The sequence below is a fragment of the Gordonia sp. G4 genome, from assembly GCF_057770005.1.
Genome location: NZ_CM173442.1, coordinates 2722059 through 2746706 on the forward strand (window position 1 = coordinate 2722059; position 24648 = coordinate 2746706).

The window sequence follows — 24648 nt, forward strand, 5'->3', positions numbered from 1 at the left end:
GCAGCGGCGGGTGGATGGCGTCGTCGCCATCACCCGCCGCTGGGTGTCGTACGAATCGGGTCCCGGTGCCGGGAACGTCAGACGGTGGCCGGCTCCGACACCGTCAGCGTGCCCGGGACGAAGTCGACGGTGGGGTCGTCGGTCCAGTGGATGACGGTGCGCCGCCGCAACATCTGCCGGAACTGCGACGTCGTGTTGGTCAGGACGTCACCGCTGCCCCAGTCGAGGATCACGCCGTACTGGCGGACACAGTCCATCTCGTTGATCAGACCGGAGCGGTACTCCTCGGAGACCGCTTGCGGGTCGCGTTCGATCCACGCGTGCCGATTGCTGCGGATGTACTCGCGTGCGGTGAGGGTGGCTTCGAGATCCACCTCGTATGCGAAGATCTCGGGATCGATCTCCTTGACGACGACGCCGTAGTCCTTCTCCGCCCGGGCAATCGAGACGTAACCGTCGATGACGTCCTCCAGCACGGCGTCCACGTCGCGCTGGAGCGGGTCCCCGAGACCGCCGCCACCGGCCGACGGACGGGTGAACTCGTCTCCCGACTTGATGGGGACCGCGGCGAAGATCGAGCCGAGGTACTGCTCGTCCTCGGTGCCCTTGTTGAGCCAGACCCCGTGCGGGATGGACGGCAGGCCGCCCCACAGTCCCCAGGTGACCGACCGTTCGCGATCACAGCAGTAGGACATGACGGTGTTGTCGCTGGCCCACAGCTTTCCGCCCTTCTCGGCGCCGAGGCCCCCGCGGAACTTGCCGGGCCCGCCGGAGTCGGGCACCAGGTCGTGGCACGATGTGAGGACCGGGGCCAGACGCTCCTGCCCTTCGAAAGGCTGTGTGCCGTACTGGACTCCGAAGACGGCAGCGGATGCGTTGTAGCCGTCGGCGCCGTTGCGGGCGCCCCAGCCACCCATCATCCAGTCGTACCACATGAAATTCGGATTGCCGTCGCCGCGCTGATCTCGGCCGCCCACCAGGAGGTACTCCAGGTTGAACGTGCACGCCATCGCCCGTTCGGGCTGGATGTCCGACCAGATCTCGAAGACCGAACTCATGATCTTCTCGAACGGGCCCGAGCAGAAGCCGGCACACGGCGACGGCCAGTCGGCGTTGACCACCGACCCGAGTGGCCCGAGGTCTGCTGTCACGACGCGGTAGAACCCGGAATTCAGTGGGATGTCCGGGAATTGCATCTTCGTGCCGGCGACGATGCCGGCGAACGACCCGCCGAATCCCGCGTTGAGCATCGACGAGATCGACGCGTGTGATTCGCTGAGGTCGTAGTGAACGGTGTCTCCGGAGATCGTCATCCGTGTCTTGATGGGGATGAGACCCTCCCCGCGCGCCGGGTCCTGATCGATGTAATCCTCGGTGTACCAGACACCATCGGGAAGTTCGGCGATCTTGGCGCGGGTGAGATCCTCGACGTAGTCCTGCACCTCGGCCATCGCCGTCTTGATGGTCTCGACGCCGTACTTGTCGCACAGACGCTGGATCTCGCGCTCGGCGACGCGGGTCGCCTCCGCCTGTGCCTGCATGTCGCCGATGATGTCGCGCGGGTTGCGGGTGTTCTTCGCGATGAGGTAGGCGACGTCTTCGAGGAACTGGTCCTTGCTCCACAGGCGGGTCGGCGGGATCCGCAGTCCCTCGCCCATGTGATCGAGCGCTTTGACGTTGAACGACCCGGGAGTGGCGCCGCCGACGTCGGCCCAGTGGCCGTTGGCCTGGGCGTAGCCGAGCAGCTCGCCCTGGTAGTAGATGGGCCGGATGATCCGGGTGTCGTTGAAGTGGCTTCCGCCTTCGTAGACGTCGTTGATCACGAAGACGTCGCCCGGATGGATGTCGCCCTCGAACTGCCGGATGACCGCCTTCGCGGTGTAGTGCAGTGTTCCGACGTGGGCCGCGATGTCGCCGGTGCCCTGCATCACGGTGTTGCCCTCGGTGTCGCAGAGCGCCGAGGAGAAGTCACGGGAGTAGATGACGAACGAGTAGCAGGTGCGCAGGATCTGTTCGGCCATCTGATCGACGGTGTTGATGAAGGCGTTCTTCAGCACCTCGAACGTGACCGGGTCGAGTGTTGTTGCCATGGTTGGGGTTTCCTGTTCTGTCTGAGACGGGTGGGAGATCACTCGGCGGCGGTGAGCAGGAGGTTGCCCCACTCGTCGACCCGCGCGGATGTCCGCGGCGGGACGACGGTCGTCGAGTCGAGCTGGTCGACGATGCACGGGCCGGTCAGCACGGCTCCGGGAGGCAGGCCGGCGCGGTCGTACACCGGCGTCGCCAGCCGGGCGACCTCGTCGGGGAAGAGCACGTCCCGCACCTCGAGGGGCTCCGGCGAGAAGGTCGCCGGATCGATGAGGTCGGCGGGTGTGACGTCCATCCGCGGGGTGAGTCCGATGGCGCGCAACGAGATCCGGTAGATCTCGACGCCGGTGTCCTCCGCCGCGAAGTTGTGCTCCTTGAGATGTGTCGCGTGGAAGGTCGCGACGACCTCGTCCAGACTCGTCAGCGGCATGGACACGGGCACCGCGATCGCCCGCCACTGTCCCTCGTAGCGCATGTCGAGGTAGTACTCGAAGAGCATGTCGGCGGGGTCGACGTGCTCGGCCGTCAGTCGTTCGCGTCCTTCCTCCTGCAACTCGGCGAAGGTCGCGGCCAGGTGGTCGAGGTCCGCGCCGTCGGTGTCGGCGAGGTACATCCGGGTGATGTCGTGCTGGATGTCGACCAACATGCAGCCCATGGCCGAGGTGACGCCCGGGTGCGGCGGGATGATGACGGTCGGGATGCCCAGATCCTTGGCGAGGTAGGCGGCGTGCAGGGGGCCGGCTCCGCCGAAACCGACCAGCGCGAAGTCCCGCGGGTCGTGGCCCTTGCGGATGGAGATCAGGCGGATCGCGTCGGCCATGTTGGCGTTGGCGACCTTGATGATCGACTGCGCCGCCGTCTCGACGTCGAGACCCAGCGGCGCGGAGATCTTTTCCAGGGCGACCCGTGCCATCGACTCGTCGAGCTCCTTGACGCCGCCGGCCAGCTTCTTGCCGACGGTGCCCAGGATCAGGTTGGCGTCGGTGTTGGTGGCGAGATCCCCGGACGCGCCGTAGCAGGCCGGTCCGGGGTCGGACCCCGCGGACTGGGGGCCGTTGCGCAGCGAACCGGCGTCGTCGAGCCAGGCGATCGAACCACCACCGGCGCCGATGGTGAGCACCTCGATGCTGGGGAAGCAGATCGGGTGGCCGAACGCGACGCTCCACATGTTGGTCGTCGCCAGCACGCCGTTGTCGGTGAGCGAGACGTCGGTCGAGGTGCCGCCCATGTCGAACCCGATCGAATTCTCGAACCCGCATGTGCGGGCGATGTGCCGGCTCGCGATCGCCCCCGCCGCGATCCCGGAGGCGGCCAGGCGGGCGCCGTACTTCTCCGCCATGGCCGGTGTCATGACTCCGCCGCCCGAATGGAGCAGCAGGACATCGTTGTCGTAGCCGGCATCCGCGAGCCGGCCCTCGAGCGTCCGGGCGTAGGGGCCGATGATCGGGACCAGGGCGGCATTGGCGACGGTCGTCGAGAACCGCTCGTACTCGAAGATCTCCGGCAGGACATCGCTGGAGGTGGTGATCGACACGCCCGGCAGCTCCTCGGCGAGGATCTCGGCCATCCGGTTCTCATGTGCGGGATTGGTGAACGAGTTGACGAAACACACTGCCACGGTCTCGATCTCGCGGCGGCGCAGGACCCGTGCGACCTCGCGGGCAGCGTCCTCGTCGAGCGGCTCGAGCACGGCTCCGTCGTAGCCGATCCGTTCGCTGACGGTCAGGCGATGGCGACGTGGGACCACCGGAGGTGCGACCTCCTGGTACGGATCCCAGGACTCACGGTCGCCGCGCCGGATCTCGATCACATCGCGGAATCCCTCGGTCGTCACCAGGGCGACCTTCGGGAACTTCCTCGTGATGAGTGCGTTGGTCGCGATTGTCGTTCCGTGCGAGAAGAACTCGACATCTTCCCATCCGACGCCGGCCTGCTCCATCCCCGCCAGCACGCCCTCGATGGGGTTGCTCTGCGTCGGATACTTGGCCGTGACGATCGTGCCGTCGGAGTGCTGGATGAAGACGTCGGTGAACGTCCCGCCGATGTCGACGGCGGTACGGACCTTGTCGGTCCGGCTGATGGCTTTCGTCATGGGTACTTCCTCGTGGCTCGGCGGTCTCGGGACGCCCATCACGAAACCCGGCGCGGGCCCGCCGAACAATTGGCTCATCAGCCAGTACCACGGCGCCGACTGCTGGACGTTGACACGCGACGGACCGATGGAGAGCGCGCGACCTGCGCAAACCGTCGGGGGCGGCGCGTAACGCGGATGTGTCCGACATGGACCGGAAACGTGATGTCACACAACGGAAACAACGACGGCGGTGTGCGGTCGGGTGGTGAGAACGACTGTGAGCACCGATAATCGACGAACAGGGCGGCGGCGAGGAGGCGATCGGATGGCGACGGTGGGTGACGTCGTCGTCGGTGTGGGTCTGCTGTCGGTCACTCCGGGGGCCGCCGAGCGGACGCGACACGTGGAGGTGTCCGGAACCTGCGAGGTCGGTCGGATCAAACCCGCGGAGGTGGGCGCGGGGGACCTCGTCCTCATGGGCCCGACGGGGTGGCCGGCGTCGGGAGCACCGCAGACGTTCGCGGCGACCCTGCGGCAGTGCGCAGCGGCCGCGGTGGTGGTGGACACCGATGACGACAACCTGTCCGCCGAGTTCGTGTCCGCCTGCGTGAGCCACGGTGTGCCGATCTACATGCTCCCCAGGGAGAGGAGCTTCCGCGACGTCGAGATGGTCGTCGCGCCGCGTGCGATGGTCGACGATTCCATCGACGAATCCGGTCCGGTGGCATCGATTCTGGCGTCCCTCGGCGCGTTTCACCGCGCATCGGGGATCAGCGGGGCCGTGGTGCTCGACGGCGCAGTACTCACGGTGCCGTCCGCGACCGTCGACACCGATCTCCTGAGAAAGTCCACCGCCCTGCCCCCCGCTCTCCTGCACGCGATTCCCGGGACCGCCGCGGCCCTGCACATCTCCCTGCCGAGGTCGGGCGCGGCGCTGGTGCTCTCGAATCCGCGTCGACGTCCCCTCGAATCGACCCGGGTCCGCAAACTCGCGAACGACGCCGACGCCGACGCATACCTGTTGCGGGTGAACCGAACGATGCGCAGGCCGCTGGAAGGTTCCCTCGTCCGCGAGCTGATCGAGGCGCGGATCCCGTCGTCGGCGATGGATCCGTGGGTGGGGTCCTTCGGCTACGGAACCGGCGATCGCGTCCACTCGGTGGCGGTGATCATCGGGCCGCACAGCGACACCTCGGCGGCGAGGGTCGTCGACGCGCTGCACGACCTGGGTGCCTGCGCGGGCCTCGCAACCGTTGCGGCAGCGCATGACTCGGTGGCATACGCGCTGATCAAGACCGGCACCGAGAAGGACTCGACGCCCCCGACGGGACGCGACTTCGAGGCACATCTGCAGATGTTCACCGACGTCTTCGTCGCCCGGCACGCCGAGCTCGCCGTCGGCGGCAGTTCCTACGTGATCCGCAGCAGCGACGACCTGACGAGGGGGCTCATCAACGCGCGGCAGATGGCAGAACGGAACTCCCGCGCCGACGACCAGTCGTCGGCCACGATCGCCCTGCCGGTGCCGCTCGCCGCGACGCTGCTCGCCGGTGACTCCGAACGGTCAGCGGCGCTGCGCAGTTCGCTGCTCGACCCCGTGCTCGCCTACGACAAGGAGAAGGACACGAGCTACGTGTCGACTCTCGTCACGTTCTTCGCGCTCGACTGCCACTCGGGCGCGACGGCCAACGAGTTGGGCATCCACATCAACACCTTGCGATACCGCCTGTCCCGCATCGAGAAGCTCACCGGACGCGGACTGCAGTCGATGGTCGACCGCACCGACTACTACCTCGCCCTATGCGTCGGCGAGACGTCCCGCGGGCGGGGGGACCGGAGCCGGCGGACGGCTCCCTGACCACCACGGATCGGGCTGGCGTGCGGCGAAGTCGGCGATGACCTCGTACTTCCCGCCCGCGGCACGGCCGACGTAGGACGGATGCGAACTGTAGTGATTGGCACGGAAGTAGAACGGCGCGCCCTCGGGATTGTCCTCGAAACGGATGCCGATGAGCGCGCGCGACAGGGCGTCGACGTCGAGTGACTGGGCCTGCTCGGCGGCCAGCGCGAGCGCGTGCACCGCATTGAACGCCCCGATCTGGGCGGCGTGACTCCACCGCTGGCCCCGCACCTGGGCCAGATCGCGCCGGAACGTGTCGTTCACCGGCGACGACAGCTCGGAGAAGTAGGTCGCGACCATGAAGTGACCGTCGCTGACCTCGGTCGGCATGTGGGCCAGGTCCAGTTCGGTGGTGACGGTCGCCGCGATCGGAACCGTGTCCGGGGTCAGTCCGACGAGGTGATACTGCGTGTAGAACGCGGTCGTCGAGTCGGCGCCGACGAGATTGCAGACCACGACGTCGGGACGCACGCGATCGATGTCGTCGATGATCGATTCGAACCTCGTCTCTCCGAGGGGTGCGTAGCGGTCGCCGACGATCTCGATCCCGAGGCTTCCGGCCAGTCGTCGGATCGCCTCGGCCAGAACGCGCGGATAGATGTAATCCGAGCCGACGACGTACACGCGCCGGCCGAGTGTGCCGGCGATCCACGCCAGATAGTCGGCGATGTACTGGTTGGGCGCCGCGCCGCAGTAGAAGATCCGCGAGTCGGTCTCCTCACCTTCGAAGTAGGTGGGATACATCAACAACGAGGCGTTCGCGTGGATGGCCGGGGTCAGCGCCAGGCGGGCCGCGGAGGTGTACCCACCGACGATGGCGTCGACGTTCTCGGTGGTGCACAGATGATCCACCCCGCGGGCGGTCGACGACACCTCGGAGTGGTCGTCGTAGATCGCGACCTGGATGTCCGAACCCAGAACGCCGCCGCGGGAGTTGATCTGGTGGACCGCGAGCATCGCCCCGTCCAGGATCGACTGCTCCATCTCCGCTTGGTTGCCCGAGAGGGAATACAGCATGCCGAGTCTCACGTCGGTCCCCGATCGGCGCGATCCGTGTGCATGGCAGCCACTATGCCAGCTGGGCCGCTCCTCGGCCTGTCCGGAGAACGACCTCAGCGCAGCCCGTCGCCGGCCAGCAGGGTCAGGTGGCTCGGGTGGTCGGGGTCGAGCACGAGACGTTGATGGCGTCGGCCGCGTGCCTTGATGAGGTCGGGCACGAGGGTCAGGTAGCGCGGCAGGCTCGCGGCGTAGACGTCGACACGGAGCCGATGACCCGGCTGCAGGACCGCATCGGTGGGGACGAGGTCGACGTCGAGGCGGATCGGTTCGTCGGCGGGCACCGGCAGCTTGCGCTTGTGGGACAGGTAGTGGTGCGCGGAGAGCAGGCTGCCGTCGTCGGCGTACGTCGACTTCGACTGGTCCAGAGCACGATTCGAGGCCGACAGCGCGCCGTTGGTCAACACGACCGACGGGCCGTCGGGCGCGACGTCGTTCACGGTCACCGCCCAGATCGCCTCGTGTGCCGTGGTTGCGACGTTGAGGCGCAGGTTCATCGCGCCGCTGATCGGGGTGGCCTCGAGTACCGGCTCGGTGGTGAACGACAGTGCTCCGCGTTCCTGGTAACGCGCGTCCTTGGCGTAGTCGGCGCCGAGGACCAGGGTCGCGCCCGCGGTCACCTGGGTCATGTCGCGGGAACGGAGACCGCGGCTGTCCGGACGTACGTGCAACGACGAAACCCCTTGCGCGGGAGTGGTGCTCAGCGACCCGTCGTGGACGGAATGGTCGGCGGTCGACGATGACTCGGCGGTGAGGTAGAGCCGCGTCGGAGCCACCCCCGGGCGGGGAAAGCTCTGGCCCGCGGTCCAGGCGCCGCCCTGCTGCAGCATCGTGACCGGTCCGTAGTACTCGATCCCGTTGCGGTGCCCCTTGAGCCAACGGTCGAACCACGCGCGTTCGAGGACGTCCAGACGCGGGGGAGCGAACTGACCGCCGTACCCCGACCCGACGTCGAGGTGATAACCGTCGCCGACGATCATCTGCTTGCGCCCGGGCTCCATCTGCAACCGCTCGTAGACGCCGGTTGCACTGCGGCCGAACAGATCATGCCACGCTCCGACGGTGAAGGTGGGCGCCTCGATGCGGTCGACGACCGGATCGCGGTCGTCGAAGTACGGGTCGTCGAAGATACGTGGATCGCGTGCGGTGAGGAACCCCCACAGCAACGAGGGGATCTCGGTGGCGGGGGACTTCACCCGGTCGATCGCCCAACGCACCGCGTCGCCACGCACGAGGTCGCGGATCACATTGGCGGGGTTGGGAACCCACTTGAGCATGTTGACCGCCGACAACCACACCGGGATGAACGCCGACGGCATGCCGCCGGTGATGTAGATGTCGCGCACCAGGTCGTCGCACCCCTCGACCGCGAAGACGGCCTGGAGCGCGGCGGGCCGCTTGTCCGCGGCCTGCAGCGAGTTGATGGCCGAGTACGACCAACCGGCCATCCCGACGCTTCCGTCACACCATTCCTGCTCGGTCACCCAGTCGATGACCTCCACCGAGTCCTGCTGCTCGCGAGGGCCGAGGATCTGCCACTTGCCCAGGCTCGCACCGGTTCCGCGGACATCGACGACCACCTGTACGTACCCGCTGCGCACCAGGTTCCGATTGATGCCGAAGACGTCGAAGACGCCACCCGACAGCGTCTTCGTCAGCGTGGTGAGTCCCTCGAGCGCGGTGCCGGTGGCGTCGATCGACCGGGACGCGGTGTGCAGCGCCTTGCCGAGGACCGGGGCGTGCAGGGTCTGGTCGATGAAGTCGATGGCCGCCCGGTTGTACGGGTTGATGTTGATGACCGCGGGGTAGGGCGTGAGGATCGTCTGCCCGAACCTGTTGGCGGGGCGGATCACGGTGGCGCGCAGGACCACGCCGTCGCTCATGGTGATGGAGACGTTGCGGTCGATGACCACGCGCGGGTAGAGCTGCTTGCCGTCGACCTGTTCACGCCAGCGGATGCCGTCGGCGCCGCCGGTGGGATCGCCCAGGGGGAGGGTGCCGAAATGCGGCGCACCGCTGGTGCGCGTGCGTGTCGACGGAACGACCCGTGCGCGCGACTGTGTGGGATCCAGCTGATACGTCATGGTGCATCACCCTGCCTGGGGGAGGTGGCGCACCCGCGGGTTGTTGCACGGATCGAGAGGGCCGGGTGGACACCGACACCCCGTCGTGTCGGTCGTGGGTTCCCCGGTTCGTCCGCTGGCTGCGGATTACAGTGTGTTCCAGGTCACTTCACGCATTCGTTGAAGAATAACTCAGGCCCGGTATCGGATGGCTAACCGGGCGGCGTCTTTTTGGTCATCGGCGTGTGTGTTCCTGGTCACATTCAGGTAAACCGAGGTCGATCGCCGCCGCGGCTTCGAGCACCATCCACGCCGACAGCTGCACCGAGAGGTCTCGCTCCGGGACCTCCGACGGATTGACCGCACCCGCCACGAACTGGGCTTTTGCCCCACCATCGGTGGGGATCACGGCACGTCGGCGCCAGTCGCTGGAGAAGACCGGGTGTCCGGCGACCTCGGTGCGGTTGGCCCACGCGGCGTCCGCGCTTCGGGTCACGATCCGTGCTGCACGAGCACGCAGATCATCCGAACCGCCGACGTCGGGAAGGTCGGTGGCGACGAGCGCCAGGTAACGGGCCAGCACGCCGTGGAAGAGGCCCCCGTCGCCGCCGCCCCCTCCGTCGATCACCCCGTCGGTGCAGGAGTGGCGTTCGACGGCGTCGAGGAGCCGGGCCAGGCGGTCGAGGTGCGTGCGATCCCCGGTCGCGCGCAGGGCCTCCAGTTCGGCGCCCAGCACGACGCCCTGGCAGTACGTATAGGTGCCGGTCTCGGGCTTCAGCGAACCGTCGGGGAGCCCCTTGAGGCCGTCGATGATCAGGTGGGTGTCGGGATCGACGAGGTTGGCGTCCATCCAGTCGCACATCGCCACCGCGCGCTCGACATGACCCGTGCGTGCCAGGAGGATCGCGGCAGGGCCGTTGGCGGGCGCGTTGAAGAACTGATCGGCTTTGCGCCACGGGATCCCGCCCCCGTCGTCGGGCACCCACGCGTCGAGCATCTGGCCGGCGAGCACGCGGAGTCCGCCCGCGTGGTCGAGGTGCAGATGGCGATCGGCGCGTTCGATCGCGAGTCCGAGCCACGCCATGTCGTCGTAGTAGTTGTTGGTCCAGCGGCCGCCGTTGCGGATCCGGATGCCGCGCAGCAACCGGTCGACGTCGTCGGCGATGTCGGGGTCGTATGACCGGTCGCCGTGGGATGAGCCGGCCACCCGGTGGATGGCGGCGTCGACGAGAAGGTCGACGAGGTGGGCGTGCCACCAGTAGTGCCACGATCCGAACTGCGCCTGCATGCGTCCGATCGGCCAGGCGACCGCGGCCGCGCGTGTTCCCGGAAGCCAGAAGGCCCGCTGCAGGTGGCGGTCGTAGACGGCGTCCGCGGCGGCCCGCGCGCGGTCATCGGGGGCGTGCGGATCGGGCGATTTGGATTGTTCGTCCACGTCCACGTAGCCTAGTCCTCGATGTGATGCACACCCGTGTGTCGTATCGGTTCAACCAGAGACCGTTGGTCGTCGGGATTTCCCGGACGAAGGCGCGACGAGGTCGCCGGCCCACGCAGGATGAACGAGGAATGTCGCTCCACACGTTCAGTGTGTGCGTTCACGCCCCGTGCCTGTGTGCCGGGGCGTTTGTCATCTCCGCCCTCGATCGCCTCCCTGCGCCCGTCGCTCTTGGTTGAACTCGACCAACTCATAGTGACGAGGAGAGGAGGCGAAGTATGGCCAAGTCCGAAAAGGTCGCCGCTGTTGCGGAGATCGCAGAGCAGTTCAAGGGCTCCACTGCGACGGTTGTCACGGAATACCGTGGTCTGTCCGTCACCCAGATCTCCCAGCTGCGACGTTCCCTCGGTGAGGGTGCAACCTACTCCGTCGCCAAGAACACCCTGGTGAAGCGTGCCGCTGCTGAGGCGGGCGTGGAAGGGCTCGACGAGCTGTTCACCGGTCCGACCGCGATTGCCTTCATCGAAGGTGAGCCGGTTGTGGCCGCGAAGGCGATCAAGACGTTCGCCAAGGACAACAAGGCTCTGGTCATCAAGGGCGGGTACATGGACGGCCGCGCGCTGTCCATTGCCGAGATCGAGCAGATCGCCGACCTTGAGACCCGTGAGGTCTTGCTGGCCAAGCTCGCCGGTGCCATGAAGGGCAACTTGGCTAAGGCCGCCGGTCTGTTCAACCAGCCGGCTTCGCAGGTGGCGCGCCTGGCCGCGGCCCTGCAGGAGAAGAAGAACGAAGCCGGCGAGACCGAATAGGTCGTTCGCCGCACCACCACCACAATCCCCGAACCGTACGGGGATGAACACCAACCCCCGTACGGGGACCGACAGGAAGGACGCCAATCATGGCGAAGCTCACCGCTGACGAGCTCATCGATCAGTTCAAGGAACTGACCCTGCTGGAGCTCAGCGATTTCGTGAAGAAGTTCGAAGAGGTCTTCGAGGTCACCGCGGCCGCTCCGGTCGCCGTTGCCGCTGCCGGTGCGCCGGCTGCCGGTGGCGCCGAGGCTGCTGCCGAGCAGGACGAGTTCGACGTCATCCTCGAGGGTGCCGGCGACAAGAAGATCCAGGTCATCAAGGTCGTCCGCGAGGTCGTCTCGGGCCTGGGCCTGAAGGAAGCCAAGGACCTCGTCGAGAGCGCTCCGAAGGCTCTGCTGGAGAAGGTCGACAAGGACGCCGCCGAGGCTGCCAAGGCCAAGCTCGAAGAGGCCGGCGCCAAGGTTTCGGTCAAGTAGGACCGACCTACCGCTCACGAGCCCGGGACAGCATTGCTGTTCCGGGCTCGTTGCTGTCCGGGGGTGGCCGAGAGGTCTGCAGGAAAATCGGTCATCACACTCGGACGTCGTAACGGCCGATTCGGTTCATCCGAATCAGAAGCAGACATCACTTCGACCACCGCCGCCCCTCGAACCGAGGGGCGGGGTCAGGTCGTCGATTCAATGTCCCGCAGGTCGAGCCCAGGTCTGCGGTGGCCGTCACATCGGGGGGCGTGACCCCACTTCCCTCACCGCGAACCATCGGATATTGTCATCGTCGCGAGAGAGTTACCGGGCGGTAGCTTTCCTCACAGCCAATGCTGAGAACCACGCGGTGGCGTCGTGGGCAGGGTCGGGTCGGTTAGAGTGACCCCAACCACACATGCCGCCGGTTGGTGCGCGGTCACACCGTGGCCGCCTCGGGGGCAGCGATCGTCTGGAGGAAGTTGTGGGTGTTGAGGTCAGTGTCGAGGGGCTCACGAAGTCGTTCGGTTCGCAGAACATTTGGCGTGATGTGTCGCTGACCCTGCCGGAGGGGGAGGTCTCGGCGCTGCTGGGTCCTTCGGGTACCGGTAAGTCGGTGTTTTTGAAGACGTTGATCGGTTTGCTGCATCCCGAGCAGGGGTCGGTGATCATCGATGGCACCGACATCACGCAGTGTTCGGCCAAGGAGCTCTATGAGATCCGCAAGCTGTTCGGTGTGTTGTTCCAGGATGGTGCGCTCTTCGGGTCGATGAGTTTGTTCGACAACATCGCGTTCCCGCTTCGTGAGCACACGAAGAAGAAGGAGAACGAGGTCCGCGACATCGTGATGGAGAAGATCGACCTGGTCGGTCTGACCGGTGCCGAGGACAAGCTTCCCGGTGAGATCTCCGGCGGTATGCGCAAGCGTGCCGGTCTGGCGCGGGCGTTGGTGCTGGATCCGCAGATCATTCTGTGTGATGAGCCGGACTCGGGTCTGGATCCGGTGCGTACGGCCTATATCAGCCAGTTGTTGATCGACATCAATGCGCAGATCGATGCGACGATTTTGATCGTGACGCACAACATCAACATCGCGCGGACGATTCCGGACAACATCGGCATGTTGTTCCGTAAGGAGTTGGTGATGTTCGGTCCGCGTGAGCAGTTGCTGACCTCGGAGCAGCCGGTGGTCAAGCAGTTCCTCTCCGGTGATCGGTTCGGTCCGATCGGTATGTCCGAGGAGAAGGACGAGGCGGTCCAGAAGCAGGAAGAGGCGATGCAGGCCGCGGGTATCTCCGGTGGTGGTACCAAGGAGGACTTCACCGAGATCATCCCGCAGGTGCAGCCCAATCCCGGTATGCCCGAACGCAAGGCGATCGCCCGTCACCGCGAACGCGTGCACGCGATGCTGCCCGACCTGCCCGAGAACGCGCAGGAGGCGATCCGGCGCAGCCAGGAACAAGAAGACCAGATCCGCGAGGAGAGCCGCGCCCACGCCGACAACATGGCGAACGGTCGGGAACCCGGCGACAGCCGGGGCGGCGAGAGCCGGGGCGGCGACAACGAGTGGACCCCCGCCCCCGCCGGCGTCACCGCCGGGCACGCGCGGTCCGATCAGGCCAACACCGACGTCATCGACTACGGCGGCAGCGATGCCCCGACCGAGCAGTGGCACACACCCGGTGATGCACTGACCAAGCCCAGCCATCGTGCTGATGGGAACGAAGGGCGGACTCCCTAAGGATGAGCAGTGCCACCACGCGTGGCGTCGACCGAATCGCGCAAGCCGGGACAGGTGCCCTGTCACAGACCGGCAATATCGTTCAGCTCTTCGTCGATGTTGCACGCCAGACCTTTGTGCGCCCGTTTCAGTGGCGGGAGTTCATCCAGCAGGCCTGGTTCATCGCCAGTGTGACGATCCTGCCGACCGCGCTGATCGCGATCCCGTTCGGCGCAATCGTCTCGCTGCAGACGGGTTCGCTCATCAAGCAGCTCGGTGCGGAGTCCTACACCGGTGCGGCCAGCGTGCTCGTCGTCATCCAGCAGGGTTCGCCGCTGGTGACGTCGTTGCTGATCGCCGGCGCGGCCGGTTCGGCCGTCGCCGCCGACCTCGGCTCGCGCACCATCCGCGAGGAGATCGACGCGATGGAGGTGCTCGGCATCAACCCGATCCAGCGCCTGGTCGTTCCACGTGTGCTGGCCATGGTGCTGGTGGCGATGCTGCTCAACGGTCTGGTCGCCGTGATCGGCATCGGTGGTGGTTACTTCTTCAACGTGGTCGTCCAGGGTGGCACGCCCGGCGCCTACCTCGCGTCGTTCGGCGCGCTGGCGCAACTCCCCGACCTCTGGGTCTCGACGCTGAAGGCCGCGATCTTCGGCGTCCTCGCCGGAGTCGTGGCGTCGTACAAGGGCCTCAACCCCAAGGGCGGCCCGAAGGGCGTGGGTGACGCGGTCAACCAGAGCGTCGTCATCACGTTCCTGCTGCTGTTCCTGGCGAACCTGATCATCACTGCGGTCTACCTGCAGGTCGTCCCACCGAAGGGAAGCTAGACGTGACCGAAGGTGGGGGCGGTGTGACCATCGCCAAGAGCCGGCCCGAGTACTACATGTACGAGGCCCGCAAGCAGCTGGGCAAGCCGCTCAAGGTGCTCGACGGTGCCGGCGAGCAGATGTCGTTCTACGGCCGCACGCTCGCCTGGATCCCGAAGACGCTGGTGCACTACACGCGTGAGGTCATGCGCCTTCTCGCCGAAGTCGCGTTCGGCTCGGGCGGACTCGCGGTCATCGGCGGCACCATCGGCGTGATGGTGCTGATGTCGGGATTCACCGGCGTGGTCGTCGGCCTCCAGGGTTACGCCGCACTCGATCAGATCGGTTCGCAGGCCCTCACCGGCTTCCTCTCCGCCTACGTCAACACCCGTGAGGTGGCGCCGCTGGTGGCCGGCCTCGCCTTGTCGGCGACCGTGGGCTGCGGCTTCACCGCCCAGCTCGGCGCCATGCGCATCTCGGAGGAGATCGACGCGCTGGAGACGATGGCCGTGCCGTCGATCCCGTTCCTCGTGTCGACCCGCGTCATCGCCGGTTTCATCGCCGTGATCCCGCTCTACGTGCTCGGCCTGTTGTCGGCATATCTGGCCTCACGCGTGGTGACGACGGTCTTCAACGGTCAGTCCGGCGGGTCCTACGACCACTACTTCAATCTGTTCCTGCCACCGGCCGACGTCCTGTGGTCGTTCGGCAAGGTGCTGGTCTTCGCGTTCGTGATCATCCTGGTGCACTGCTACTACGGCTACTACGCCTCGGGCGGTCCCGCAGGTGTGGGCGTGGCCGTCGGTCACGCGGTCCGAGCGGCGCTGGTGCTCATCGCGGTCCTGGACTTCTTCCTCGGTCTGGCCATCTGGGGTACCACGACGACCGTGCGAGTGGGGGGTTAGCGTGACGCTGCTGCGTAAACGGTTGCTCGGCCTGGTGTTCTTCCTCGTGGTCGCGTTGTTCCTGACCCTCACGATCACCAAGTTCAACAAGTCGTTCACCGAGTTCACCGACGTCACGCTGGTGACCGACTCGACCGGCAACGCGCTGCCGGCCAACGCCGACGTCAAGGCCCGCGGCATGACCGTCGGCGAGGTGCGCGAGGTCAAGCCCGGACCCGACGGTCGCGTCGAAGTCGTGTTGGGGCTCAATCCCGATCAGGCCTCGACGCTCTCGGACAAGACCACCGCGCGCATCTTGCCGAAGACGCTGTTCGGTGAGCGGTACGTCGCTCTGCAGGTGCCCGAGGACAATTCGGGCCCGACGCTGAGCAACGGCGCGACGATCGAGACCGATCGCAGCGGCAACGCCCTGGAGATCCAGCAGTTGTTCGACAAGCTGCTGCCGGTCCTCGAGGCGATCCCGCCCCAGGACCTGAACGCAACGCTGACCTCGCTGTCGTCGGCGCTGTCCGGCCGCGGTGAGCAGCTGGGCACGACGCTGGAGGAACTCGACCAGATCTTCGGCGAGATCAACGAGAACCTGCCCGAACTGGAGGGCACCCTCGAGGGACTCGCCAGCTTCTCCCAGACGTATTCGCAGGCGCTGCCCGATGTGGTCGACGCACTCGACTCGCTGCGCACGACGTCGAACACCATCGTCGAGCGTCAGGACGATCTCCGGACGCTCATCGCCACCCTCGGCGTCGCATCCGACGACCTGACCGGCTGGCTGCGCGCCAATCGCACCGACCTGATCGACCTCGCCGTCGACTCCGAGGAACTGCTCGTCGGACTGGCCAAGCAGTCGCCGACCTTCGTGTGTACGTTCCGCAACTTCGCGGGTCTGATCCCGGAATCGCGCAAGATCGTCGGCGAGGGGACCGACAACCCGGGTGTGCGAGTGAACCTGCAGTTCGTCAATCCCCGTGGCCGTTACCTACCGAATCAGGACGAACCCCGCTTCATGGACCTCGATCCGCCTGCCGTCTGTTACGACCCGAAGATGGGCGGCGACCGCCCGTTCCCGCAGTATCCGGGCGGCGGCCTGGCGGACGGCAGCTACCAGCCGCCGTCCCGCAACCCCGGCCCGCGCAACGTCCGGCAGCTCCCGCAGCCCCAGTTCAGCGGCGTCCCGGCGGGGACCGTCTCGTCGGCCCCGGCCGGTGCGAAGCCCGTGGCGGTGGAGTCCAACCCGTTCGACGACCCGGAGTATCGCAAGCAGTTGCAGGTCATCTACGGCGCCACGTCGGGTAAGTCGCCGGAAGAGGTGCCGACCTGGGTGACCATGATCGGCGGCGGTGCGCTGCAGGGTGCGAAGGTCGACATCAAATGAAGTCGATTGTCGGACCGCTGATCAAGCTGATCGTCTTCGGCGTGGTCACCGTGGTGACCACGAGTCTGCTCGCGGTGACCATCGCCAACGCCGGTGGTGACGGTGATGCGAAGTTCAACGCCGTGTTCACCGACGCCACGTTGCTCAATCCGGGCGACGACGTCCGGATCGCGGGCGTGCGCGTCGGGCAGGTGGAGAGCGTCGAGGTCTACGACCGCAACAAGGCGAAGGTCTCGTTCAACGTCGACCGCGACCGTCTGCCGGACGGCACCCAGCTCTTCATCCGCTACCGCAACCTGACCGGTCTGCGGTACCTCGCCCTCGAGCGCGGGGCGGGCGACCCGTCGCAGACGGTCGCGCAGGGTCATACGTTCGGCCTGACGCCGGGCGTCACGGACACCCACCCTCCGGTGAACCTGACCGAACTGTTCAACGGTTTCCGGCCGCTGTTCCAGCAGCTGTCGGCCTCCGACGTGAACAAGCTGACCGAGCAGATCATCGCGATCTTCGACGGGCAGGGTGGTTCGATCACCCGTCTGGTCAGCGACACGGCCGATCTGACGAACGCGATCGCCGACAAGGACAAGGTCATCGGTGAGCTGATCACCAACCTGACCAAGGTCCTCGACACGGTCAACCGCAACGACGAGCAGTTCACCGCCCTCCTCGACAACACCGAGAAGCTCGTGACCGGCCTTGCGGCACAACGCGGTTCGGTGGGTTCGGCGATCACCTCGGTCTCCAACCTGACCTCGGTCACGGCGAACATCCTCGGTGCGACGCGCCCGTCCATCCAGGGCGACATCGCCGGACTGAAGTCGCTGGCCGACCAGATCAACAAGCGTGACGAGGACATCGAGGAGACGCTGACCAATCTGCCGATCAAGCTCCAGAAGATCGGTCGCGCAGCGACATTCGGTTCCTGGTTCCAGTTCTACCTGTGCGGCATCGACGTGGTGGCGGGCAACGGCAAGTCGCCGGTGCTGACGCAGCCGCTGATCCCGCTGCCCGACATCAACCATGTGCTCTACACCAGTGCGGCGACGCGCTGCTGGGCAGACGACCGGCCAGGGGGGTGACCACGATGGCAGACAACAACGATCCGAACGTGCGCGACGACCGCGACGAGACCGACCGCGATGAGACCGACGCCCCGGTGCAGCATCCGCACCGGCGTTTCGGCGGCCGGCGCAGCCCGGTCAGCATCGGTGCCATCGGCATCCTGATCCTGCTGATGCTCGGACTCAGCTCGTTCTATCTCGCCGAACTGCCGCTGCTCGGCGCGGGGGCGCGCTACACCGCGAAGTTCACCGAGGCCGCCGGTCTGAAGCCGGGCAACGAGGTGCGTGTCGCGGGCGTGAAGGTGGGCGAGGTCGACGACGTCACCCTCGACGGGGATCGCGTCAACGTGACCTTCCGGGTGGAGAACACCTGGATCGGCGACCAGACGCAGGCGACCATCCAGATCAAGACGATCCTCGGTCAGAAGTTCCTGTCGCTGAACCCGCGTGGCAGCGAGCCCGCCGATCCCGACGTCCCGCTGACCGACACGGTGGCCCCGTACGACGTCATCGAGGCATTCTCGGGCGCGGCCGAGCAGATCGGCGAACTCGACAACGACCAGCTGGCCGAGTCGATGCGCGTGCTCTCGGACACCTTCTCGGGGACCGCGGGTACCACCGGTCCGGCGCTGGACGGCATCGCCCGCCTGTCGCAGACGATCTCCAGCCGCGACCAGGAGGTTCAGCGTCTGCTGGCCGCGACGAAGGACACCTCGAAGATCCTGGCCGATCGCAACGAGGAGTTCGTGCGCCTCATCGGCGGCGCGGGCCAGCTGCTCGACGAGCTGAACAACCGCCAACGCAACATCTCGGCGCTGCTGGCCAGCACCACGAGCCTCAGCGACTCGCTCACCGGCATCGTGCGCGACAACGAGGAGCAGATCGGACCGGCACTCGACGCGCTGAAGGGCGTCAACGAGTTGCTCCAGCGTCAGAACCAGAACATCCGCGACTCGATCAAGTACATGGCGCCGTTCTATCGCCTGTACGCGAACGTGCTCGGCAACGGTCGCTGGTTCGAGTCCTCGGTGGTGAACCTGCTGCCGCCGGCGCTGCCACAGCAGAACACGACGCGTCCGCCGAACAAGCAGGCCTTGGAGAACCAGGGCGGGACGGGAGTCGGCTGATGACCACACCGGATCTGACCCAGAATTCGGGTCCCGGCCGCTGGTTCACGCCGCGGCACATCGTGGTGATCGTGATCGGGCTGATCATCGCGCTCATCCTCGCGGGAGCGCTCTGGTGGGTGTTCTCCTCTACCGGCACGACGAAGATCACCGCGACCTTCAAGCGGTCGGTCGGCATCTACGAGGGCTCCGACGTCCGAGTGCTCGGCGTGGCCGTCGGCAAGGTCGACTCGGTCACGCCGGAGGGCGAGACGGTGAAGGTGACCATGACCGTCGACCGCGGGGTCGAGCTGCCCGCGGATGTCCGTGCGGTGCAGATCATCCCGTCGGTCGTCGCGGATCGCTACGTGCAGCTCACCCCCGCCTACACGGGTGGGGAGAAGGCGCCGCGCGACCTCACCCTCTCCGTCGACCAGACGATGGTCCCGGTGGAGGTCGACCAGATCTACGCCAGCGTCAAGGAACTGTCCGACGCCCTCGGACCCGATGGCGCCAACAAGACCGACGGCACCGGCCGCCAGGGCGCGGTGAGTGAACTCGTCACGACCGGCGCGGAGAACCTCGAGGGCAACGGCGAGAAGCTCGGTGCGGCCATCGAGGGACTGTCGAAGGCCTCGACGACGCTGAGCGATTCGCGCGGCAACCTCTTCGACACCGTGAAGAACCTGAACACGTTCGTCGGCGCACTGCGCGAGAACGATGCGCAGGTACGGCAGTTCAACACCCAGATGGCCTCGTTCAACCAGTTCCTCGCCGGTGAGCGCGAGCAGCTCGCCGCCGCGCTGAACAAGCTGTCGATCGCTCTCGGCGACGTGGCGACCTTCCTCGCCGACAATCGCGAGCAGATCGGCGAGACGGTGAAGGACCTGCAGCCGACGACCCAGGCGCTGCTCGACCAGAAGAACAACCTCAAAGAGGTCCTGACCGTGCTGCCGATCACGGTGAACAACCTGATCAACGCCTACGACGCCGAGTCGGGCACGCTGGCCATGCGGCTGACGATCCCGGACCTGCAGGACCTGATCGGAGCGCAGTGTCGCCTGCTCGACCTCGGGCAGCTGCTGCCGGGCAACCCCGCGGCCGATCAGTTCAGCGACACGTTGCGTCCGCTGATCAGCCAGTGCGAGGAGATCGGTGACCAGATCCAGAAGGGTGTGCTCGAGCCGCTGCTGCCCGTGCTGCCGTTCGGCATCATGAGCAACAACAAGCTGCAGCGCGCGCCGGTGCCGGGCACCGTCCCGGGCAACCCCGACCCCGAGATCGGCAACCCGTCGCCCTCGAGGTCGCCGGCCCCGTCGTCCACCCCGCGACCCCGGGGAGGCAACTGATGAACCGCTCGTCGATGCGTACGGCGATGGCCGGCGCAGCACTGTCGCTGACCCTGCTGGTGACCGGCTGCATGTCCAACGGCATCCAGTCGATCCCGCTGCCCGGTGGCGTGAACACCGGGGACAACGCGCGCACGTACAAGATCCAGTTCGACGACGTGCTCGACCTCGTCCCCCAGTCGACGGTCAAGCGCGACGGCATCCCGGTCGGGCGCGTGACCAAGGTCGAGGTGCCGAACGACCAGTGGTTCGCCCAGGTCACCGTCGAGGTGCAGAACAACGTCGATCTCTCCGACGAGGCCGAGGCGAGCGTGCAGCAGACCTCGCTGCTCGGCGAGAAGTTCGTGGCGTTGACCGAACCGGACGGCAGTGCCGACGCGCCGCGCCAGAACCCCGACCAGCCGATCCCGGTGTCGCGGACACGCACCGCCACCGACATCGAGCAGGTTCTCGGCGCACTGGCCCTGCTGCTCAACGGCGGTGGTCTCAATCAGCTGCAGCCGATCGTCACCGAGCTGAACAAGGCGCTCGACGGCCGGACCGACAAGGTCCGCAACCTGATCGGCGAGACCGAGGACCTCATCGCCGGGCTGAACCGGCAGCGTGACGACATCATCACCGCCATCGACGGTCTGGCCGAGTTGTCGACGCGCACGGCCGCGCAGACCGCGCAGATCGACCGCATCCTCAAGCAGCTGCCCGCGGGCGTCGAGGTGCTGGAGGAGCAGCGACCCCAGTTCGTCGAGCTGCTGACCAAGCTCGATCAGCTCGGTCAGGTCGGTACCGATGTGCTGGGCAAGTCGCGCACGGCGCTGATCAACGATCTGAAGGCGTTGCGGCCGGTGCTCACCCAGCTCGCCGCCGCGGCTCCCGATCTCATCACCGCGGCGCCGTTGATGCTCACCCACCCGTTCCCGGACTGGCTGTTGCCGGGTGTCCGCGGTGACTCGACCAACCTGTTCATGACGCTCGACCTCCGCGTGCTCAATCAGCTCGAGGCGCTCGGCGTCGGCCAGGGGACCCCGAAGTACTCGCCGCCTGCTCGCGTGAGCGTGCCGGTCGACCCGCGCAATCCGTACTACCGCGGCAACGGACCGCGCTACGGGTGGCCGACCATCACCTTGCTTCCGCCGGGTCCGAACTGGCGTCCGGGACCGAACACCCCGCCGTCGGGTGGGCGCTATCCCGCGTCCTTCTCCCGGCCGGCAGAGGGCGCCGGCCCGATGCCGACTCCCGCGACCCCGGGTCAGGGCATCCTCGACGGCCCGCTGGCCGCGATGGGACTCGCACCGGCGGCGCCCACCCAGAACCCGTCAGGAGCAGGACGATGATCGGCAAGCTCGTCAAGATACAGCTGATCGTGTTCGTGATCGTCGGTCTGGTGGCGCTGGTGTACGTGGGCGCGAAGTACGCCCGCCTGGACAAGCTCGCCGGCGTCGGGATGTACACGGTCACCGCCAAGCTGCCCGATTCGGGCGGCATCTTCACCAACGCCGAGGTCACCTACCAGGGTGTGCCCGTGGGTCGCGTCGGCAAGCTGACGCTCACGTCCGAGGGAGTCGACGTCGCGCTCGACATCGACTCGGGTGGGCCGGAGATCCCGGCGTCGGCGACCGCGGTCGTCGCGAACCGGTCCGCGATCGGCGAGCAGTTCGTCGACCTGCAACCGACGTCGTCGGAAGGGCCGTACCTGAAGGGCGGCGACACGATCACCAAGTACTCGCTTCCCGAGCCGCTCGAAGATGTGGTCGCCTCGGCGATCGACTTCACCGATTCGATCCCGGTCGACGACCTGAACACCGTCATCACCGAACTCGGCCGCGCATTCAACGGGCAGGGTGAGAACCTCACCCGCCTCGTCGACTCGCTCGGCAAGCTGTCGCGGGCCGGCGTGGACAACCTGAGTGAGACCGTCGCGCTCATCCAGAACTCGAACGTCGTGCTCGGCACCCAGGCCGATCAGTCCGACGCGATCCTCACGTGGTCGCGCAACCTGAATCTGGTCACCGCGACGCTGGCCTCGGCCGATCCCGACCTTCGGCGACTGCTGACGACGGGCACCTTGTCGGCGACCCAGATCTCGGAGCTGATCCAGAAGAACGGCAACGACCTCTCCAAGGTCGTGAAGGATCTCGCCGAGGTGGCCCGCACGATCGAGCCGGCCACCTACACGACGTCGACGACGTTCGCCATGCTGTCCGCGTTGTCGGCGGGTAGCCACGCACCCGCTCCGGGCGACGGTCAGATCCACTTCGGCGTCGTCCTCGAGACCAACAATCCCGCGGCGTGTACCCGCGGTTACGAGAGCACGGATCTGGTGCTGGCGGAAGCACGCCGACAGAATCCGGACTTCGATCCGCGCTACGACGACTTCGCGTTCAACACCGAGGCCAAGTGCACGGTGCCGTTCGGCAACCCGACCGGTGTGCGCAGCGCCGAACGCGCCCAATACGCCAACCCCGCCTACCCGCAGCCGTGGGACAACACCCCCAAGAAAGATCCCGACAAGCTCAACCTCAACCCGCTCGCCCGGCAGCTCGCAGCGCTGCTCGGTGTCCGGCCGCGGTAGACCCGACCACCCGACGAGCGACGCCGTCGCGATCAGGCCGCATGGTCTGGCTCGTGGCCTTGGCTTGCGCTCAGGAGCGATATATACAGTGTGTTCCCGATGACTGGCACCCCAGAACCGACAGAGAAGAAGCCCAGCGGCATCCGCCCCGCCGTGCGCCGGGCGGCGAAGTACGCACCGGTTGCACTGGCCGCAGTGGCGGTCGTGGTCGGCGTGGTGCTCGTGGCCGTGTTCGGTGTGCGCGCCTACAACGTCTACTTCGACGAGTACCCCGCACAAGAGACCCGTGACGCCGCGACGCAGGCGGCCGAGCAGGCCGTCCTCAACATCACGACGATCGACCCGGCCGATCTGGACGGCTTCCGGGAACGTGCCGAGGCCTCGCTGACCGGCAAGGCCAAGACCGAGGTGCTCGGCGGCAAGGACGGCAGCGTCCTCGACATGCTCGGGACGGCCGGTCCCAACACCGCCAAGTTGAGCGCGCGACTGCTGCGCAGCGCACCGAGCGAGGTCGACGCCGACGAGGACAAGGCCAAGGTGCTGGTCTATGTCGTGACGACACTCGAACGTCCCGGCCAGCCCGGCATCGACGAGACGCGCGGCTTCGACGTCAGCATGACCAAGGACGGCGACGCCTGGAAGGCCGAGAACATCCTCGGACTCGAGGGCATCGCCTACACCGACGCCGGCGGTGCGCCCGCTCCCGCGGCCCCGGCTCCGGAGGGGGGCAACTGATGGCCACCGATCGCCCGAAGAAGAAGCCCACCCCGAAGCGCCGTCCGACCCCGAAGGTAGCCGGCCGGACCTCGTTGCCCCCTGAGGTGCGAGGAGCGAAAGCCGCCGGGCTGAGCGAGCGCAGCGAGTCGAAGTCGACGAGCCTCGAAGGGCCCGGCGACGAGCCTCGCGACGCAACCACGGCCAACGCAGAGTCGGCCGAGCCCGAGACCCCCACCAATCCCGACCCCACCAATCCCGACCCCACCAAGCCCGACCTCACCAAGCCCAAGGCCAAGCCCGTCGCGCGGGTCTCGACCCTGCGCCGGGGCGACGCGGCATCGGGGACCCCGAGCACGGGCACGACCGACGGGCCAGCGGGCCGGCGCCCCGGCAAGCGGTCGGGCCGGCGGGGGAGCGGTGCGCGCAACTTCCTCGGCATCCGCACGGGCGTGCTCGCCGCGGTCGCGGTCGGGCTGTTCGTCGTCGCGGCGGTCCTGGCGTTTCATCCCGGTGCCGAGATCGGCCCCAACAAGGCGTTCGTGGACCAGGAGTCGACGGCGCAGCTGACCTCGCAGGCCCAGGAGCGGATCTGCGCGGTGTTCGGGTACGACCACACCGAACTCGACGAGTGGCAGAAGCGTGCCCAGGACGCCCTCACCGGTCAGGCGCGTACCGAGTTCGACGAGACCCTGAAGGCGCAGCGTGAGCTGATCACGCAGACCAAGACGGGTGCGGAGTGTCGTGTCGACGCGATCGGCGTGCGGGACCTCAGCGGAGCCGACGACGGCGCGACGGCGACCGTCATCGCGAACCTCGTCGTGAGCGAGACCCAGAACAGCATGGCCACCAACAGCGGTGCGCCGCGCGCACAGTTCGCGATGGTGCGTGAGGGTGATCAGTGGCGGATTCGGGCTGTCGAGCCCTTCTGATCGGCCTCTCGCGCACGCAGATCACCAGGTCGGCAGCGGTGGCAAAACCCAACTTCACGAATTTCGCGCGTAGCGCTTGACGTGGAGGCGATGTCGGGCCACGCTGTGACCAGCGATCGACGTGCAGGCAGCCACCCGCGCGAAATCGTTTCCAGACGGCTTGACAAAGTGCGTCTATTTTCTGCTACAGTTGGACGTTGCGCTGGCTGCCTCCTGTCCATC

General features: G+C 66.9%; 19 protein-coding genes. 14 read left to right on the forward strand and 5 right to left on the reverse strand.

Annotated elements, in window-relative coordinates:
* Positions 1-77: 77 nt before the first annotated feature.
* Entirely contained in the window at positions 78-2090 is a 2013-nt protein-coding gene (locus AC3B5T_RS12185) for a hydantoinase B/oxoprolinase family protein (RefSeq protein ID WP_055477023.1), read from the reverse strand.
* 38 nt (positions 2091-2128) lie between these two features.
* Positions 2129-4180 carry a hydantoinase/oxoprolinase family protein gene (locus AC3B5T_RS12190; protein WP_084817342.1) on the reverse strand — a complete coding sequence of 684 codons (2052 nt, stop codon included), beginning with the start codon at positions 4178-4180 and terminating at the stop codon, positions 2129-2131.
* Positions 4181-4487: 307 nt separating this feature from the next.
* Here AC3B5T_RS12190 and AC3B5T_RS12195 point away from each other — a divergent pair, with 307 nt between their 5' ends.
* Positions 4488-6020: a PucR family transcriptional regulator gene (locus AC3B5T_RS12195; RefSeq protein ID WP_055477025.1), complete on the forward strand. Its 1533-nt coding sequence runs from the start codon at positions 4488-4490 to the stop codon at positions 6018-6020.
* Here AC3B5T_RS12195 and AC3B5T_RS12200 read toward each other — a convergent pair.
* The 3 genes from AC3B5T_RS12200 to AC3B5T_RS12210 all read right to left on the reverse strand — a co-directional run bounded on the left by AC3B5T_RS12200 (position 5961) and on the right by AC3B5T_RS12210 (position 10616).
* Positions 5961-7079 (reverse strand): transporter substrate-binding protein, encoded by a 1119-nt coding sequence (locus AC3B5T_RS12200; protein WP_055477026.1) that lies wholly within the window; start codon positions 7077-7079, stop codon positions 5961-5963. The genes AC3B5T_RS12195 and AC3B5T_RS12200 overlap by 60 nt on opposite strands.
* Before the next feature lie 95 nt (positions 7080-7174).
* Positions 7175-9202 (reverse strand): CocE/NonD family hydrolase, encoded by a 2028-nt coding sequence (locus tag AC3B5T_RS12205; protein WP_055477027.1) that lies wholly within the window; start codon positions 9200-9202, stop codon positions 7175-7177.
* Positions 9203-9416: 214 nt separating this feature from the next.
* Positions 9417-10616: a glycoside hydrolase family 76 protein gene (locus tag AC3B5T_RS12210; RefSeq protein WP_055477034.1), complete on the reverse strand. Its 1200-nt coding sequence runs from the start codon at positions 10614-10616 to the stop codon at positions 9417-9419.
* 278 nt (positions 10617-10894) lie between these two features.
* Between AC3B5T_RS12210 and rplJ the strand changes: the two genes are divergently transcribed.
* From rplJ to AC3B5T_RS12275, 13 genes are all read left to right on the forward strand, one after another.
* On the forward strand, positions 10895-11425 hold the full coding sequence (rplJ, locus tag AC3B5T_RS12215) for a 50S ribosomal protein L10 (protein WP_010844579.1): 531 nt from the start codon (positions 10895-10897) through the stop codon (positions 11423-11425).
* Between the two features lie 89 nt (positions 11426-11514).
* Complete coding sequence (rplL, locus tag AC3B5T_RS12220) at positions 11515-11904, forward strand: 50S ribosomal protein L7/L12 (protein WP_010844580.1); 390 nt, start codon at positions 11515-11517, stop codon at positions 11902-11904.
* Between the two features lie 469 nt (positions 11905-12373).
* Entirely contained in the window at positions 12374-13630 is a 1257-nt protein-coding gene (locus AC3B5T_RS12225; protein WP_044506025.1) for an ABC transporter ATP-binding protein, read from the forward strand.
* Positions 13631-13632: 2 nt separating this feature from the next.
* Positions 13633-14439, forward strand: coding sequence for an MlaE family ABC transporter permease (locus AC3B5T_RS12230; RefSeq protein WP_004023366.1), 807 nt, complete (start codon positions 13633-13635; stop codon positions 14437-14439).
* A gap of 56 nt (positions 14440-14495) precedes the next feature.
* Positions 14496-15323, forward strand: coding sequence for an MlaE family ABC transporter permease (locus AC3B5T_RS12235; protein WP_044507639.1), 828 nt, complete (start codon positions 14496-14498; stop codon positions 15321-15323).
* 1 nt (position 15324) lies between these two features.
* On the forward strand, positions 15325-16695 hold the full coding sequence (locus AC3B5T_RS12240; RefSeq protein WP_055477133.1) for an MCE family protein: 1371 nt from the start codon (positions 15325-15327) through the stop codon (positions 16693-16695).
* Positions 16692-17774, forward strand: a complete 1083-nt coding sequence (locus AC3B5T_RS12245) for an MCE family protein (protein WP_488358730.1) — start codon at positions 16692-16694, stop codon at positions 17772-17774. The genes AC3B5T_RS12240 and AC3B5T_RS12245 overlap by 4 nt, the downstream gene beginning before the upstream one ends.
* 5 nt (positions 17775-17779) lie before the next feature.
* Positions 17780-18883 carry an MCE family protein gene (locus AC3B5T_RS12250; RefSeq protein ID WP_488358731.1) on the forward strand — a complete coding sequence of 368 codons (1104 nt, stop codon included), beginning with the start codon at positions 17780-17782 and terminating at the stop codon, positions 18881-18883.
* Entirely contained in the window at positions 18883-20211 is a 1329-nt protein-coding gene (locus AC3B5T_RS12255) for an MCE family protein (protein WP_488358732.1), read from the forward strand. Before AC3B5T_RS12250 ends, AC3B5T_RS12255 begins: the two co-directional genes overlap by 1 nt.
* Positions 20211-21542 (forward strand): MCE family protein, encoded by a 1332-nt coding sequence (locus AC3B5T_RS12260; protein WP_010844670.1) that lies wholly within the window; start codon positions 20211-20213, stop codon positions 21540-21542. The genes AC3B5T_RS12255 and AC3B5T_RS12260 overlap by 1 nt, the downstream gene beginning before the upstream one ends.
* Entirely contained in the window at positions 21539-22780 is a 1242-nt protein-coding gene (locus AC3B5T_RS12265; protein ID WP_010844669.1) for an MCE family protein, read from the forward strand. The genes AC3B5T_RS12260 and AC3B5T_RS12265 overlap by 4 nt, the downstream gene beginning before the upstream one ends.
* A 99-nt stretch (positions 22781-22879) precedes the next feature.
* Positions 22880-23515: a lipase chaperone gene (locus AC3B5T_RS12270; RefSeq protein ID WP_014925630.1), complete on the forward strand. Its 636-nt coding sequence runs from the start codon at positions 22880-22882 to the stop codon at positions 23513-23515.
* Complete coding sequence (locus tag AC3B5T_RS12275) at positions 23515-24426, forward strand: hypothetical protein (RefSeq protein WP_488358733.1); 912 nt, start codon at positions 23515-23517, stop codon at positions 24424-24426. Before AC3B5T_RS12270 ends, AC3B5T_RS12275 begins: the two co-directional genes overlap by 1 nt.
* The last annotated feature ends 222 nt before the right edge of the window (positions 24427-24648 follow it).